Annotated in this window: 13 protein-coding genes; 7 read left to right on the forward strand and 6 right to left on the reverse strand. The window is 71.8% G+C overall.

From position 1 onward, the window contains the following. The first annotated feature begins 213 nt into the window (after nt 1-213). Nucleotides 214-1755 (forward strand): LCP family protein, encoded by a 1542-nt coding sequence (locus CNQ36_RS13970; RefSeq protein WP_228313133.1) that lies wholly within the window; start codon nt 214-216, stop codon nt 1753-1755. Between the two features lie 53 nt (nt 1756-1808). On the opposite strand, the gene CNQ36_RS13975 is transcribed toward CNQ36_RS13970, so the two are convergent. Further along, nucleotides 1809-2846 (reverse strand): glycosyltransferase family 2 protein, encoded by a 1038-nt coding sequence (locus tag CNQ36_RS13975; protein ID WP_121546249.1) that lies wholly within the window; start codon nt 2844-2846, stop codon nt 1809-1811. A gap of 129 nt (nt 2847-2975) precedes the next feature. Between CNQ36_RS13975 and CNQ36_RS13980 the strand changes: the two genes are divergently transcribed. Beyond that, nucleotides 2976-4451 carry an LCP family protein gene (locus CNQ36_RS13980; RefSeq protein WP_121546250.1) on the forward strand — a complete coding sequence of 492 codons (1476 nt, stop codon included), beginning with the start codon at nt 2976-2978 and terminating at the stop codon, nt 4449-4451. An 18-nt stretch (nt 4452-4469) separates the two neighbouring features. Here the strand turns inward: CNQ36_RS13980 and CNQ36_RS13985 are convergent, their stop codons facing one another. Then, a complete protein-coding gene (locus tag CNQ36_RS13985; protein WP_004930547.1) occupies nt 4470-5027 on the reverse strand; it encodes an acyl-CoA thioesterase in 558 nt (185 codons plus the stop codon). A gap of 118 nt (nt 5028-5145) precedes the next feature. Between CNQ36_RS13985 and CNQ36_RS13990 the strand changes: the two genes are divergently transcribed. Beyond that, on the forward strand, nt 5146-6414 hold the full coding sequence (locus CNQ36_RS13990) for an LCP family protein (RefSeq protein WP_228312971.1): 1269 nt from the start codon (nt 5146-5148) through the stop codon (nt 6412-6414). Between the two features lie 76 nt (nt 6415-6490). Here the strand turns inward: CNQ36_RS13990 and CNQ36_RS13995 are convergent, their stop codons facing one another. Then, entirely contained in the window at nt 6491-6859 is a 369-nt protein-coding gene (locus CNQ36_RS13995; protein WP_004930542.1) for a four-helix bundle copper-binding protein, read from the reverse strand. 215 nt (nt 6860-7074) lie between these two features. Between CNQ36_RS13995 and CNQ36_RS14000 the strand changes: the two genes are divergently transcribed. Further along, nucleotides 7075-8241 carry a phospholipase D-like domain-containing protein gene (locus CNQ36_RS14000; protein WP_121546252.1) on the forward strand — a complete coding sequence of 389 codons (1167 nt, stop codon included), beginning with the start codon at nt 7075-7077 and terminating at the stop codon, nt 8239-8241. A 69-nt stretch (nt 8242-8310) separates the two neighbouring features. Here the strand turns inward: CNQ36_RS14000 and CNQ36_RS14005 are convergent, their stop codons facing one another. Further along, entirely contained in the window at nt 8311-9468 is a 1158-nt protein-coding gene (locus CNQ36_RS14005) for an acyl-CoA dehydrogenase (protein ID WP_004930537.1), read from the reverse strand. Nucleotides 9469-9648: 180 nt separating this feature from the next. On the opposite strand from CNQ36_RS14005, the gene CNQ36_RS14010 reads away from it, so the two are divergent. Continuing rightward, nucleotides 9649-10992: a UDP-glucose dehydrogenase family protein gene (locus CNQ36_RS14010; protein WP_121546253.1), complete on the forward strand. Its 1344-nt coding sequence runs from the start codon at nt 9649-9651 to the stop codon at nt 10990-10992. Between the two features lie 385 nt (nt 10993-11377). Here the strand turns inward: CNQ36_RS14010 and CNQ36_RS14015 are convergent, their stop codons facing one another. After that, complete coding sequence (locus CNQ36_RS14015) at nt 11378-11884, reverse strand: CGNR zinc finger domain-containing protein (protein ID WP_004930532.1); 507 nt, start codon at nt 11882-11884, stop codon at nt 11378-11380. Between the two features lie 109 nt (nt 11885-11993). Here CNQ36_RS14015 and CNQ36_RS14020 point away from each other — a divergent pair, with 109 nt between their 5' ends. Further along, a complete protein-coding gene (locus CNQ36_RS14020; RefSeq protein ID WP_121546254.1) occupies nt 11994-12353 on the forward strand; it encodes a VOC family protein in 360 nt (119 codons plus the stop codon). 33 nt (nt 12354-12386) lie between these two features. Continuing rightward, on the forward strand, nt 12387-12779 hold the full coding sequence (locus CNQ36_RS14025) for a VOC family protein (RefSeq protein ID WP_004930528.1): 393 nt from the start codon (nt 12387-12389) through the stop codon (nt 12777-12779). A 10-nt stretch (nt 12780-12789) separates the two neighbouring features. Here CNQ36_RS14025 and CNQ36_RS14030 read toward each other — a convergent pair whose 3' ends face one another. Further along, complete coding sequence (locus tag CNQ36_RS14030; protein ID WP_121546255.1) at nt 12790-13920, reverse strand: dipeptidase; 1131 nt, start codon at nt 13918-13920, stop codon at nt 12790-12792. Between the last annotated feature and the right edge of the window lie 50 nt (nt 13921-13970).

Here is a 13970-nt window from a genome sequence, read left to right on the forward strand (position 1 = left end):
TTCCGACCGCCCGAAACTTGTTGAAGTCGTTGGGTTTCCCGGGGCAACTGACGGGCCCGTCGTGCGTCTAACAGGAGGCAGGATGGGCCTGCTTGACGAGGCGAGGGGTTGCCAGGAGTGGGGAGGACGGGGGAAGTGACGCAGAACGCCGCGCCGGAGACGCTCGGTGACGGCGAGCCGGAGGAGGGCCCGGAAGAGAGCCCGGAAGAAGGCCTGGAAGAGAGCCCGGACGGGAAACCCTCCGACGGCGCCCACGCCCCCCGCCCGCACCGGGTGCGCCGGCTGCTCACCTGGTCCGCGGCGACCCTCGCACTGCTCATGGTCGTCGGGGCGGGCGCGGGTTACCTCTACTACCGGCAGCTGAACGACAACATCAAGAAGGACACCCTCAACCTGGGGGACAACAAGGTCGCCGAGCCGACGCCGAACGCGGCCGGGCAGACCCCGCTGAACATCCTGCTCATCGGCAGCGACGCCCGGGACTCCGAGGAGAACCAGCAACTCGGCGGCGCCCGCGAGACGTTCGGCTCCACCCCGCTCGCCGACGTGCAGATGCTGGTGCACCTGTCCGCCGACCGGTCCAACATGTCCGTGGTCAGCATGCCGCGCGACACCCTGCTCGAGATCCCCAAGTGCACCGACCCCGAGGACGGCACGGTGTACCCGGCGAGCGACGGGCGCACGATGACCAACCAGAGCCTCGGGCACGGCGGTCCCGGCTGCACCGTGGCCACCTGGCAGGAGCTCACCGGCATCCACATCGACCACTTCGTCATGGTCGACTTCGCCGGCGTGGTGTCCATGGCGGACGCGGTCGGCGGTGTCCCGGTGTGCGTCGACGCGAACATCCACTCCCGCGACAGCCAGGGCCACGGCTCCGGTCTGAAACTGGAGGAGGGCACCAACTACATCAAGGGCGAACAGGCCCTGCAGTGGCTGCGTACCCGCTACGGCTTCGAGGACGGCAGCGACCTCGCCCGCGCCAAGGCACAGCACATGTACATGAACTCGCTGGTCCGGCAACTGCGGGAGAACGCCTCCCTGAGCAGCCCCAACAAGCTGCGCAGACTGGCCGAGAAGGCCACCGAGGCGCTCACCGTCGACCCCGGGCTGGACACGGTGAAGAAGCTCTACGACCTGAGCACCGAGCTGCGCAAGGTGGCGCCGGAGCGCGTCACCATGACCACGATGCCCAACCGGTACGTGGGCGCCCGGGTGGAGCCGACGGAGGACGCCGAGAAGCTGTTCCGCCTGGTCCGTGAGGACATCGCCCTCGACGGCAAGGACGCGAAGCCGGCGAAGGCCGAGCCGGAGGCGCCGAAGGGGCCGGCGGACCCGGCCGCCGACGACGCCGACATCGCCGTACAGGTCGTCAACGGCACCCGCACCGACACCCTGGCCGCCGCCGCGGGGCGCACCGGCACGGTCCGCGACGCGCTGAAGGAGAAGGGCTTCACCGGGGCGACCGCCGACACCACCAGCGCGGTCAGCGCCAAGCGGACGGTGGTGCGCTATCCGAGCGCCGACCTGGAGGGCGACGCCCGGCGGGTCGCCGAGGCGCTCGGCATCCCGGCGGGTTCGGTGAAACGGTCCACCGACGTGTCCGGCGTCACCCTCGTCGTCGGCGCCGACTGGCGCGAGGGCACGGCGTACGAGGCACCCGAGGACGACAACACCACACCCGAGTCGGCGCAGGCCCTCAACGGTGCCGACGACGAGGCGTGCATGCACGTCAGCCCCGGCTTCACCTGGTGAACGCGACGAGCCCCTTCCCGGGCCGGGAAGGGGCTCGTCCGTGACGGCTGCGGTCAGGCGGCCGGCGCGTCCGCGGTGACGGCGGGGCGGCGCGAGGCGATGACCTTCTTGGCCAGGGCGCGCGGGCTGGTCAGGAAGCCCCAGCCCCACGACATGTGCATGGTGGCCAGGGCCACCGGGATCTGCAGCCGTGCCTTGAGCGGCAGGCCCTTGCCGGCGGGTACCGACCCCAGCACGATCGCCGCGAGATAGCCGCCGGGCACCAGGAAGCCCCACGGCGTCAGCGCCGCGCCCACCACGATCCCGGCCGCGATCGCGCAGACCGCGGCCGGCGGGGCCAGGTAGCGCAGGTTGATGGAACCGGAGTGGTAGCGGGCCACGACGTGCCGCCAGCGGCCGTAGTCCTTGTACTGCTTGGCCAGCGCCCGCACGCTCGGCCGCGGCCGGTACGACACCTTCAGCTCCGGCGAGAACCAGATCAGCCCGCCGGCCTCACGGATGCGGAAGTTCAGCTCCCAGTCCTGGGCGCGGATGAACTCCACGTTGTAGCCGCCCTGGCGCTCCAGCGCCTCCCGGCGGAACACGCCCAGGTACACCGTCTCGGCGGGGGCGGCCTGGCCGCCGGTGTGGAAGGCGGCGTTGCCCACGCCTATCTTCGAGGTCATCGCGGCGGCGACGGCGTGCTCCCAGTCGTTCTCGCCCTCGGCGTGCATGATGCCGCCGACGTTCTGCGCGCCGGTCTCCTCCAGGAGCCGTACGGCGGTCGCGATGTAGTTCGGGGAGAGCATCCCGTGCCCGTCGACGCGGACCACGACCGGATGGCGCGAGGCCTTGATCGCCGCGTTGAGGGCGGCCGGGGTGCGGCCGGTCGGGTTGGGCACGGTGTGCACCCGGGGGTCCTCGGCCACCAGCTCGGCGGCGATCTCGTCCGTGCGGTCCGTGGACGGACCGAGGGCGATCACGACCTCCATCTCGCCGGCGTACTCCTGGGCGATGATCGCGCGGACGGCGCCGCGCAGGTGCCGCTCCTCGTTGAGCACGGGCATGATCACGGAAACGGCGGGGTGCCGCACGTCGGGATTGGCGTTCATAGGGGGCTCACGTTACCGCGAACGGGGGACACCGGTGCGCGCCCCGGGGCCGGTACGCCGGGCCGCAGATCGTATCGGCCTACCGTGCTCACGATCCCACGTACGGCCGTCGTCCGGAGGTGTCCCCCCTTGCCCACGCCGCCGCGGTCCCCCCGGCCCCGCACCGCACCCCAGCACCCCCCGCGGCCGCCCCGCAAGGGTCCGCGCCCGCCGGCGCCGCCGCGCGGGAAGCCGCGCTGGGTCATGCGCACGGTCACCACGCTGTCGGTCGTGGTGCTCGCGTCCGCGGGGATCGGGCACGCGGTGATGAGCAGCCTGGACGAGGACATCACCCGGGTCGACCCGTTCCGCGACATGAAGAACCGCCCCGAGGCCGGTCACGGCATGAACATCCTGCTCGTCGGCACCGACGGCCGGGAGCGGATCGGCGAGGAGGAGCGGCGGAAGTACCGGCTCGGCGGGGCGCCCTGCCACTGCACCGACACGATGATGATCGTGCACATCTCGGCGGACCGCGACCGCGCCAGCGTGGTCAGCCTGCCCCGCGACTCGTACGCCGTGACGCCCCCGCACACCGACCGCGTGAGCGGCGAGCACCACAAGGGGCACCCCGTGAAACTGAACGCGGCGTACGCGGAGGGCGGGCCGCGGCTGACCGTGCGCACCGTGGAGAAGATGACCCGGGTGAAGATCGACCACTACCTGGAGGTCGACTTCACCAGCTTCATGAAGACCGTGGACGTGGTCGGCGGCGTCGAGATCTGCACCGGCACACCGCTGAAGGACAAGTACACCGGTCTCGACCTGCCGGCCGGCCGGCACACCCTCGAAGGCGGCCGGGCCCTGCAGTACGTGCGCGCCCGGCACGTCGACGGCGCCTCCGACCTCAGCCGGATGAAGCGCCAGCAGCACTTCATGGCGGCCCTGGTGGACCGGGCCACCTCCTCCGGGATCCTGCTGAACCCGATGAAATTCCGCGACGTGACCCGCGCCGTGCTCGGCTCGGTCCGCGCCGACAAGGGCTTCGGCACCGGCGAGTTCCTCGACCTCGGCCGGGCGATGCGGAACTTCTCCCCCTCGTCCTCCGAGTTCACCACCGTGCCGATCGGGAGGATGGGGTACGCCGTGAAGGGCGTCGGCTCCACGCTGAAGTGGGACGCCGAGAAGGCGGAGCACATCTTCGAGGCACTGCGCCGGGACCGGCCGCTCTCCGCGCGCCGCACCGCCGACGCGGCGCTGCGCGTCCCCGTGGACCCGCGGCAGATCCGCGTCCAGGTGGAGAACGGCACCCACACCGCGGGCCTCGGCCGGCGGGTGGACGCGGCGCTGGCCGCGACCGGATTCGCCACCACCCGGGCCCCGGCCAACGCCGCGCACCAGGACGTGCGGCGCACCGTCGTCGCCTACGACCCCCGCTGGGACCGCTCCGCGAAGTCCCTGGCCGCGGCGCTGCCGGGCAGCGAACTGCGCGCGGTGAAGGGCCAGGGCGCCACGCTGAAGGTGATCGCGGGCACCGACTTCGAGAAGGTCCGCAAGGTGCGGGCGCAGGATCCGGGACAGGGCGAGTTCGGTGTGGTGCGGGGCGACGAGGTCGGCTGCTCCTGACCCGGCCGCCCGGCGCCCTCAGTCCTCGAGGCCCTCCGCGGCCCGCTTCTCCCGCAGCTCCACGATCGCCCGGCGGCGGGCCAGCCGGTGCGTGCGGCGGATCTGGGCCTCCTGGCGGCGGCGCTCGTCCCGCTCGGTCTCGGGTATCACCTGCGGCACCCGGCGCGGCTTGCCGTCGGCGTCGACGGCCGCGAACACCAGGTACGCCGAGCCGACCTGGGTGGCCGGCGCGGACTCGTTCCAGCGCTCGGCCAGCACCCGCACGCCGACCTCCATCGAGGTCCGGCCGGTCCAGTTCACCTGGGCCTTCACATGGACCAGGTCGCCCACGCGGACCGGCTCCAGAAAGGCCATCTCGTCCATGGAGGCGGTGACGGCAGGCCCTCCGGAGTGCCGTCCGGCGACGGCGCCCGCCGCGTCGTCGACGAGCTTCATGATCACTCCGCCGTGCACCGTACCCAGCAGGTTGGTGTCGTTGTGGGTCATGATGTGGCTGAGGGTGGTGCGGGACGCCGAGGTGGGCTTGCCCGGGATGTCCGGACCGTCCATTGCTGCGGCTGGGGCCTGGTCTGTCATGGCCTCTACCTTATGCCGAGGTCGTGCAGGCGTTTTTTGTGTCGGCTTCGCAACAGGGGTGCCCTGATTTTCCGACGACCCTTGTATGGGGCACAGCGGGGACCTGCACACTGTGTCCATGACTGATTGGCCCGAGGCACGGCCCAACGACAACCGCGGCGGACGCTACGGACGCGGCAGCGGGAGCGCACAGCCCGAGGGCGCCCGGGTCATGCGGCAGGTACGCCGCGGACCGGCGGCCCCTCCCGGGCAGGGCGCGTACGGCGGTGTCCCGCAGCAGCCGTCGTATGTGGACGGCCAGGGCCACGGCGGTCACGACGGCTACGACAGCGGCTACAACACGGGCCAGGTGTACGGCGGATCCGGCGGGCCGGGCGGTGGCGGCGGTTACGCCCCGCAGCGTCCCGCGCCGGACTGGCGCCGCCGCATCAAGGTGACGGCGATCACCCTGGTGACCGTGCTGCTGGTGACGACCGTCGCCACGTACTTCTGGGCCGACTCCAAGCTGAACCGCGAGGTCGACCTGTCGAAGGTGATCGAGCGGCCCGAGAAGGGCGAGGGCACCAACTACCTGATCGTCGGCTCCGACAGCCGCGAGGGCATGTCCGACGAGGACAAGAAGAAGCTGCACACCGGGTCCGCCGAGGGCAAGCGCACGGACTCGATGATGATCCTGCACACCGGCGGCAACGGCCCTACCCTGATCTCCCTCCCCCGGGACTCGAACGTCGAGATCCCGTCCTTCAAGGGCTCCGACTCCGGCAAGACCTACCCCGCAACCGGCCGCCAGGTGAAGCTCAACGCCGCGTACGCCGAGGACGGGCCCGAACTACTGGTCCGCACGGTCGAGTTCAACACCGGCCTGCACATCGACCACTACGTGGAGATCGGCTTCGGCGGCTTCGCGAGCATCGTGGACGCGGTGGGCGGCGTGGAGATCGACCTCCCGCAGGACATCAAGGACACCAAGTCCGGCGCCGACCTCAAGAAGGGCAAGCAGACCCTGAACGGCGAGGAGGCCCTCGCCTTCGTCCGCACCCGGTACGCGCTGGCGGGCTCCGACCTGGACCGTACGAAGAACCAGCAGAAGTTCCTCTCGGCCCTCGCCAACCAGGTGGCCACGCCGGGCACGGTGCTGAACCCCTTCAAGCTGTACCCGACCATGGGCGCCGGCCTGGACTCCCTGATCGTCGACGAGGACATGGGCCTGTTCGACCTGGCCGACATGTTCTGGTCGATGAAGGGCGTCAGCAGCGGCGAGGGCACGTCCATGAACATGCCCATCGCGGGTTCCAGCGGCGGCAACCTGCTCTGGGACAAGGCGAAGGTGAAGCAGCTGGTGAACGAGCTGAACAACGACGAGAAGGTCACCGTCAAGGGCAACTGAGGTCACCGTCAAGGGCAACTGAGCCCGCCGTGGGCACCCCTGAAGGGGGTGCCCACATCCCTGTGTGCGCCGGTTGTCACATCGTGGCGCCGGCCATCGCGCGGCACATCTCGGAGCAGCGGCGACAGGACTCGGCGCAGCGCGTCATCCGGTCGTCGTCCGGCAGGGACATGCACGCCTCGGCGCACATGTCGCACGCCTGCGCGCACATCATGCACATCTCGTTCGCCAGCGGCGAGCGGCGCATCATCATGTCCGCGCACAGGCGGGTCATCTCCGAGCAGTCCATGAGCGCCCGCATGATCCGCGTCCGGTCCTGGCCGCCCGTCTGCAGACAGGAGCTCAGGGTCTCCTCGCACACACCGTGGCAGGCCATGCACGCCTGGACGCAGTCCTGCATCTCCTTGCTCATCGGTTCCATGGTGGTCGGCTGCTGCTGAGTCATGGTTCCTCCCGGGAGAACGGCGGGGGCCACTGCCCGGCCCCCGCCCCTCCGTCCTACGCCCCCGTCCCCATGAGCACCACAGGACGGGACCGCTGTCGGGCAGGACACACCGGACGGCTGCGTGGAACCCCCGGCAGCGGAAACAAGAGCAGACGCGCGGGCCGGGCAGACGGCGCCGTGGGGGCGCACGGCCGGCAGAATCCGGGAGAACAGGAATGACCACACCACAGGCGGAGAGGCAACGGCTGCGCAGACGGCTGGAGCGGCTCCTCGGCATCGCGGCGACCGAGGGCAACGAGCTCCTGCCGCTGCGCAACGGCGACCAGATCTTCCCCGCGATGCTGGCGGCGGTCCGCGCCGCAGAGCACACCATCGACATGATGACGTTCGTCTACTGGCGCGGGGACATCGCGCGGGAGTTCGCCGACGCCCTGGCCGAGCGGGCACGCTCGGGGGTCCGGGTGCGGCTGCTGCTGGACGGTTTCGGGGCCAAGGAGATCGAGCCGGAACTCCTGGACGCCATGGACGCGGCCGGGGTCCAGGTGGCCTGGTTCCGCAAGCCCACCCGGCTGTCGCCGATGCGGCAGAACCACCGCTGCCACCGCAAGGTCCTGGTGACCGACGAGCACACCGCCTTCACCGGGGGCGTCGGCATCGCCGAGGAGTGGTGCGGGGACGCCCGCCACCCCGGCGAGTGGCGCGACACGCACGTCCAGGTCCGGGGGCCCGCCGTGGACGGGATCGCCGCGGCCTTCGCCCAGAACTGGGCCGAGTGCCACGACGACCTGTACGACGAGCACGACCGGTTCACCGCCCAGGAGCAGCCGGGGCGGGCCACCGTCCAGGTCGTGCGGGGCTCGGCCAGCTTCGGCTGGCAGGACATGCAGACCCTGCTGCGCGTCGTGATCACGTCGGCGCGGGAGCGCTTCCGGCTGTCCACGGCCTACTTCGCCCCGGACGTCTACTTCATCGACCTGCTCGCCGACGCCGCCCGCCGGGGGGTGCGCGTCGAGATACTGCTGCCCGGCCCGCACACCGACCAGCGGGCCTGTCTGCTGGCCGGACGCCAGCACTACCAGACCCTGATCGACGCCGGCGTGGAGGTGCGGGAGTACCAGCCGACCATGCTGCACACGAAGGTCATCACGGTGGACGGCGTCTGCTCCCTCATCGGCTCCACCAACTTCAACCGCCGCTCCCTGGAGCACGACGAGGAGGTCATGCTGGCCGTCCTCGACAAGGACTTCACGGCCGCGCTGGACGCCGACTTCGACGCCGACCGCAAGCTGAGCGAGCCCGTCGACCCGGACCGCTGGAGGCGGCGCCCGCTGGCCGCACGCCTCGCCGAGGCCGCGGTCACCCCGATCCGCCGCTTCCTGTGACGGCGGGCGGCGGCCGGAAAGGGCGAGGGGCGCCCGGCCTGCGGACGCCCCTCGCTCCCCGGCCCGCCGTTACGGCAGGTTGCGGGCCATCACGATGCGCTGGACCTGGTTCGTGCCCTCGTATATCTGGGTGATCTTCGCGTCGCGCATCATCCGCTCGACCGGGTAGTCACGCGTGTAGCCGTAGCCGCCGAGCAGCTGGACGGCGTCCGTGGTGACCTCCATGGCGACGTCGGAGGCGAAGCACTTGGCGGCGGCGCCCTGGAAGGTGAGGTCGCTGTCGCCGCGCTCGGACTTGGCGGCGGCCGCGTACGTGAGCTGGCGGGCGGCCTCGATCTTCATGGCCATGTCGGCGAGCATGAACTGGATGCCCTGGAAGTCGGCGATCGGCTTGCCGAACTGCTTGCGCTCCCTGACGTAGCCCTTGGCGTAGTCGAGGGCGCCCTGGGCGATGCCGAGGGCCTGGGCGGCGATGGTGATGCGGGTGTGGTCCAGCGTCTTCATCGCCGTGGCGAAGCCGGTGCCCTCCTCGCCGATCATGCGGTCGGCGGGGATGCGGACGTTGTCCAGGTACACCTCGCGGGTAGGGGAGCCCTTGATGCCGAGCTTCTTCTCCGGGGCGCCGAAGGAGACGCCCTCGTCGGACTTCTCGACGACGAAGGCGGAGATGCCCCTGGAGCGCTTCTCCGGGTCGGTGACGGCCATCACCGTGTAGTACTCGGACTCGCCGGCGTTGGTGATCCAGCGCTTCACGCCGTTGAGCACGTAGGCGTCGCCGTCGCGGACCGCCCTGGTCTTCATACCGGCGGCGTCGGAGCCGGCGTCGGGCTCGGAGAGGCAGTACGAGAACATGCCGTCGCCCTTGGCGAGCGGGGTCATGTACTTCTTCTTCAGCGCCTCGGAGCCGGAGAGGATCACCGGCAGGGAGCCCAGCTTGTTGACGGCCGGGATGAGGGAGGAGCTCGCGCAGACGCGGGCCACCTCCTCGATCACGATCACCGTCGCGAGGGCGTCCGCGCCGGCGCCGCCGTACTCCTCGGGCACGTGGACGGCGTGCAGGTCGTTCGCGACGAGCGCGTCGAGGGCCTCCCTGGGGAAGCGGGCCTCCTCGTCCACCGCGGCGGCGTACGGCGCGATCTTCGCCTCGGCCAGTGCGCGGACGGAGTCGCGGAGCATGTCGTGCTCCTCGGACGGGCGGTACAGGTCGAAGTCAGCCGATCCGGCCAAGGTCTCTCACGCTCCAAAACACTGCGATGCTGGTCACGCTAACTACCGTTAAGTAACTCAAATGTTAGGGCTTCACCCGCGTTCGTGGTAGGTGAGCTGGGCGACAGCCCGCCGGTGGCGCTCGCGCACCCCCGGTTATGCTCGGGCCCGCACTGCTTGCCGCATACCCCTGGAGCATCCATGGCCCTCAAGATCACCGTGATCGGGACCGGTTATCTCGGCGCGACCCACGCGGCGGCCATGGCGGAGCTGGGGTTCGAGGTGCTGGGCCTGGACGTCGTACCGGAGAAGATCGAGAAGCTCCGGCGCGGTGAGGTCCCGATGTACGAGCCGGGGCTCGAGGAACTGCTGCACAAGCACGTGGCGGGCATCGAGGGGTCCAGCGGACGGCTGCGGTTCACCATGGACTGGGCGGAGGCCGGCGAGTTCGGCGACATCCACTTCGTCTGCGTGAACACCCCGCAGCGGCACGGCGAGTACGCCTGCGACATGTCGTACGTCGACTCCGCGATCGCCTCGCTCGCGCCGCACCTGAAGGGGCCCGCGCTGGTCGTGGGCAAGTCGACGGTGCCGGTCGGGTCGGCCGACCGGCTGGCCGCCTACCTGGCCGAGCACGCCCCGGCCGGGGCGGACGTCGAGCTGGCGTGGAACCCGGAGTTCCTGCGCGAGGGGTTCGCCGTCGAGGACACCCTGCACCCGGACCGCCTCGTGGTGGGGGTGCGCGGCGAGCGGGCGGAGAAGCTGCTGCGCGAGGTGTACGCCACCCCGGTCGCGGAGGGCTCGCCGTTCGTGGTGACCGACTTCGCGACGGCCGAGCTGGTGAAGACGTCCGCGAACTCCTTCCTGGCCACCAAGATCTCGTTCATCAACGCGATGGCCGAGGTGTGCGAGGCCGCGGACGGTGACGTCGCCAAGCTGGCGGAGGCCATCGGCTACGACGACCGGATCGGCAAGAAGTTCCTGCGGGCCGGTATCGGCTTCGGCGGCGGCTGTCTGCCGAAGGACATCCGGGCGTTCATGGCGCGCGCCGGAGAGCTGGGCGCCGACCAGGCGCTGACGTTCCTGCGGGAGATCGACTCGATCAACATGCGCCAGCGCGGCCGGATGGTGGAGCTGACGAGGCAGGAGCTGGGCGGCGGCGCGTTCCTGGGCAAGCGGGTGGCGGTGCTGGGCGCGACCTTCAAGCCGGACTCGGACGACGTGCGGGACTCCCCGGCGCTGAACGTGGCCGGGCAGATCCACCTCCAGGGCGGCCAGGTCACGGTGTACGACCCGAAGGGCATGGACAACGCCCGCAGCCTCTTCCCCACGCTGGGCTACGCCGACTCGGCGCTGGAGGCGGTGCGCGGCGCGGACGTGGTGCTGCACCTGACGGAGTGGCGGGAGTTCCGCGAGCTGGACGCTCAGGCGCTGGGCGAGGCCGCGGCGCAGCGGCTCATCCTCGACGGCCGCAACGCGCTGGACCCCGAGGTCTGGCGCAAGGCCGGCTGGCGCTACCGCGGCATGGGCCGCCCCACCGCGTAGGCCCCCGGCCGAACGGCACCTGGCGGACTCCGCTACGGCCGGCCGCCAGGCGCCCCCTGTCCAGGTGAGTGACGCGACCGGCTCATCACCGACCCCCGGCCGACCGGAAAACGCTGCCGACGGGCCGCGTGGGACGACGGCGACGGCGCGTCACCGGCCCGGATGAGCCGGGCCCGGTGTCTGCCGGCCGTCAGGCGTCCCCCTGGCCGGCCAGTCGGCACGTTGCCTCCGGCATCCGCGGCGGGCCGCGTCGGACGACGGCGACGAGGCTTCACCGGCCCGGAGGGGGCTGGGGCGGGCGGCGGGGTGCCGGTTCGGCCGAGGCTCAGTCGGCCGAACCGGCGCCCTGCCGCATTCTGCACCACCGGGCGCGGGCGCGGTGGTGCTACGCCTCCTTCGCCCGGTAGCGGCGCATCTTCGCGCGGGCCCCGCACACCTGCATGGAGCACCAGCGGCCGCGTCCGGCGGGGCTGCGGTCGTAGTACGCCCAGAGGCAGTCGGCGGCCTCGCACGCCTTCAGCCGGTCCCAGGTGCCCGCCGTGACCGCCTCCGCGACGGCCGCGGCCACGCGGGAGAGCAGCGGCCCGTCGTCGACGGGGGCGAGGCCGGCCGTGCCGTCCACCGGGTCGACCGTGACCACCAGCGGGGCCCGGGCGAGCAGCTCGCCGAGCGGGGTGACCTCGCGGTGCGGCGGGTGCCCGGCGTGGGCGAGCAGCGTGGCGCGCAGCGACTCGCGCAGTTCGCGGGCCTGTGCTGCCGATTCCCCGGTGATGCCGAGACGCGCGCGGACGTCCGCCGTGTCCAGCGTGTCAACGCCCGACTCGACGTCCAGGGTGTTGACCAGGTCCCGGACCAGGACGAGTGTCCCGGGCGGGGCCGCTCTCTCGCTCATGCCTTCGGGGACCACCTCTCCTATTCCCTTGCGACGTTACCTCCGATGCGGGAGCATGCGGTAACGGTTACTGGTTGACCGGCTTTGCCGGTAACGACAGGAGGAAGTCATGTCCCTTGCCAAGGTGGGAGCCGTCGTCCTGGACTGTCCGGACCCGCACGCGCTGGCCGGCTTCTACGCCGGGGTGCTGGGCGGCACCGTGGTCGACGAGGAGGACTGGGTCGAGCTGAAGGTGCCCGGCGGCCCGGTCGTCGCCTTCCAGACGGCCCCGGAGTACGTCCCGCCCACGTGGCCGTCCCCCGAGGGCTCGCAGCAGTTCCACCTGGACCTGACGGTCGAGGATCTCGACGCCGCCGAGAAGGAGGTGCTGGCGCTGGGCGCGAAGCCGCTGGACGCCGACGACCGGGCGCGGACCTTCCGGGTTTACGCGGATCCGGCCGGGCACCCGTTCTGCCTCTGTGCCTGCTGACGACCGAAGACACCGATGACACCGGGAGGACCCATGGCCGCCGTGGCCCGTCTGCGTTCCGTCGTGCTCGACTGCCCCGACCCGCGCGAGCTGGCCGTCTTCTACGCGGCCGTCGGCGGCGGCACGCCCGAGGAGGACGGCCCGGACTGGGTGGTGCTCCAGATCCCGGCGGGACCGCGGCTGGCCTTCCAGCGTGCGCCGGGATACACCGCGCCCCAGTGGCCGCGCGCCGACCACGGCTCCCAGCAGTTCCACCTCGACTTCGACGCCGGCGGGACCTGGGAGGAGGTCGACACGGCCGAGGAGAAGGTGCTGGCGCTGGGGGCGAAGGTGCTGGACCGGGAGGACTACGAGAGCAAGGACTTCCGGGTCTACGCCGACCCGGCGGGGCACCCGTTCTGCCTCTGCCGGATCGAACAGCCCTGACCGTCGCCCGTCAGGGCCGGTCCAGATCGGCGATGGTCGCCGTCGACGGGGGCCGGCGCTGCTGGGCCACATGGGCGGCGAATCCGGCGGCGCGCAGCACCCGCTGGACGTTGCCCCAGGTCAGCAGCGCGACCTCGGCCTCGTCCCAGCCGCGACGCAGCAGCTCGGCGATGAGCGTCGGGTAGCAGGAGGTGTCGCCCAGCTCCTGCGGATGGGCGCCGCCGGTGTCGTACGTCCCGGAGAGACCGACGCACTCCGGTCCGGCGACCGCGCGGACCCGGTCGAGGTGGTCGGCGACGTCCCGGACGGTCGTGCCCGACTGCTCGGCGGCCAGCGGCACCATGCACAGGCCCTTGGCCCTGCCCACCTCGGCGAGCAGTTCGTCGGGGAGGTTGGCGGGGTGAGGGCGCAGGTCGCGGGCGGCGGAGCGGCTGAACAGCACGGGCGCCTTGGAGACGGTGAGGACGCGGCGGATCACCGGGGTGGAGGCGTACGAGAGGTCGGCGATCACGCCGAGCCGGTTCATCTCGCGGACGACCTCCTCGCCGAACCGGGTCAGTCCGCCCGCTCCCGCCCAGGAGGCGCCCGCCAGGGTGAGCACCCGCAGTCCGAGGGCGTGCAGCGCGCGCAGGACGCTCAGGGAGTCGCCGAGGGCGGCGGCACCGGCGGGGCCGAACAGCACGGCGACCCGGCCGCAGTTGCGGGCGTCGCTGACGTCTCCCGCCGTGCGGGCGGGGCGCAGGCCCCCGTCGTGGGCGGCGACCACCCCCTTCGCCAGGTCCAGCTGGTCCAGGGCGGCGCCGACGGCCCGGTCGCCCTCCGCGCCCTCGGGCAGGCGCAGCGACCAGAACACGGCGCCGACCCGGCCCTCGCGCAGCCGGGGCACGTCCGTGTCGAGGCCGCTCTCCCCGAGGTCGAGGTCGTACCAGGGCAGCCGTCGCAGCGCCCACGGCAGCCCGCTGCAGCCGTCGGCGACGGGGTGGGCGGCGAGAACGGCCCGGGCCCGGGTGAGGGGCTCGGCGTCCGGGTCGGAGACCGGCTCGTACGTCTCCGGCGCGACGACGACAGCCTCCTGCGGATACGGCTCGTCGACGCGGCCTATCTCGGCGGCGGTGTGCAGGTCGTCCTGGAGATCGGCCATCACGGGCTCCGTACGTCGTGACCTCGTCGGTACGGTCACCGTCGCACGGA

The organism is Streptomyces fungicidicus (assembly GCF_003665435.1).
GTDB classification, from domain to species: Bacteria; Actinomycetota; Actinomycetes; order Streptomycetales; family Streptomycetaceae; genus Streptomyces; species Streptomyces fungicidicus.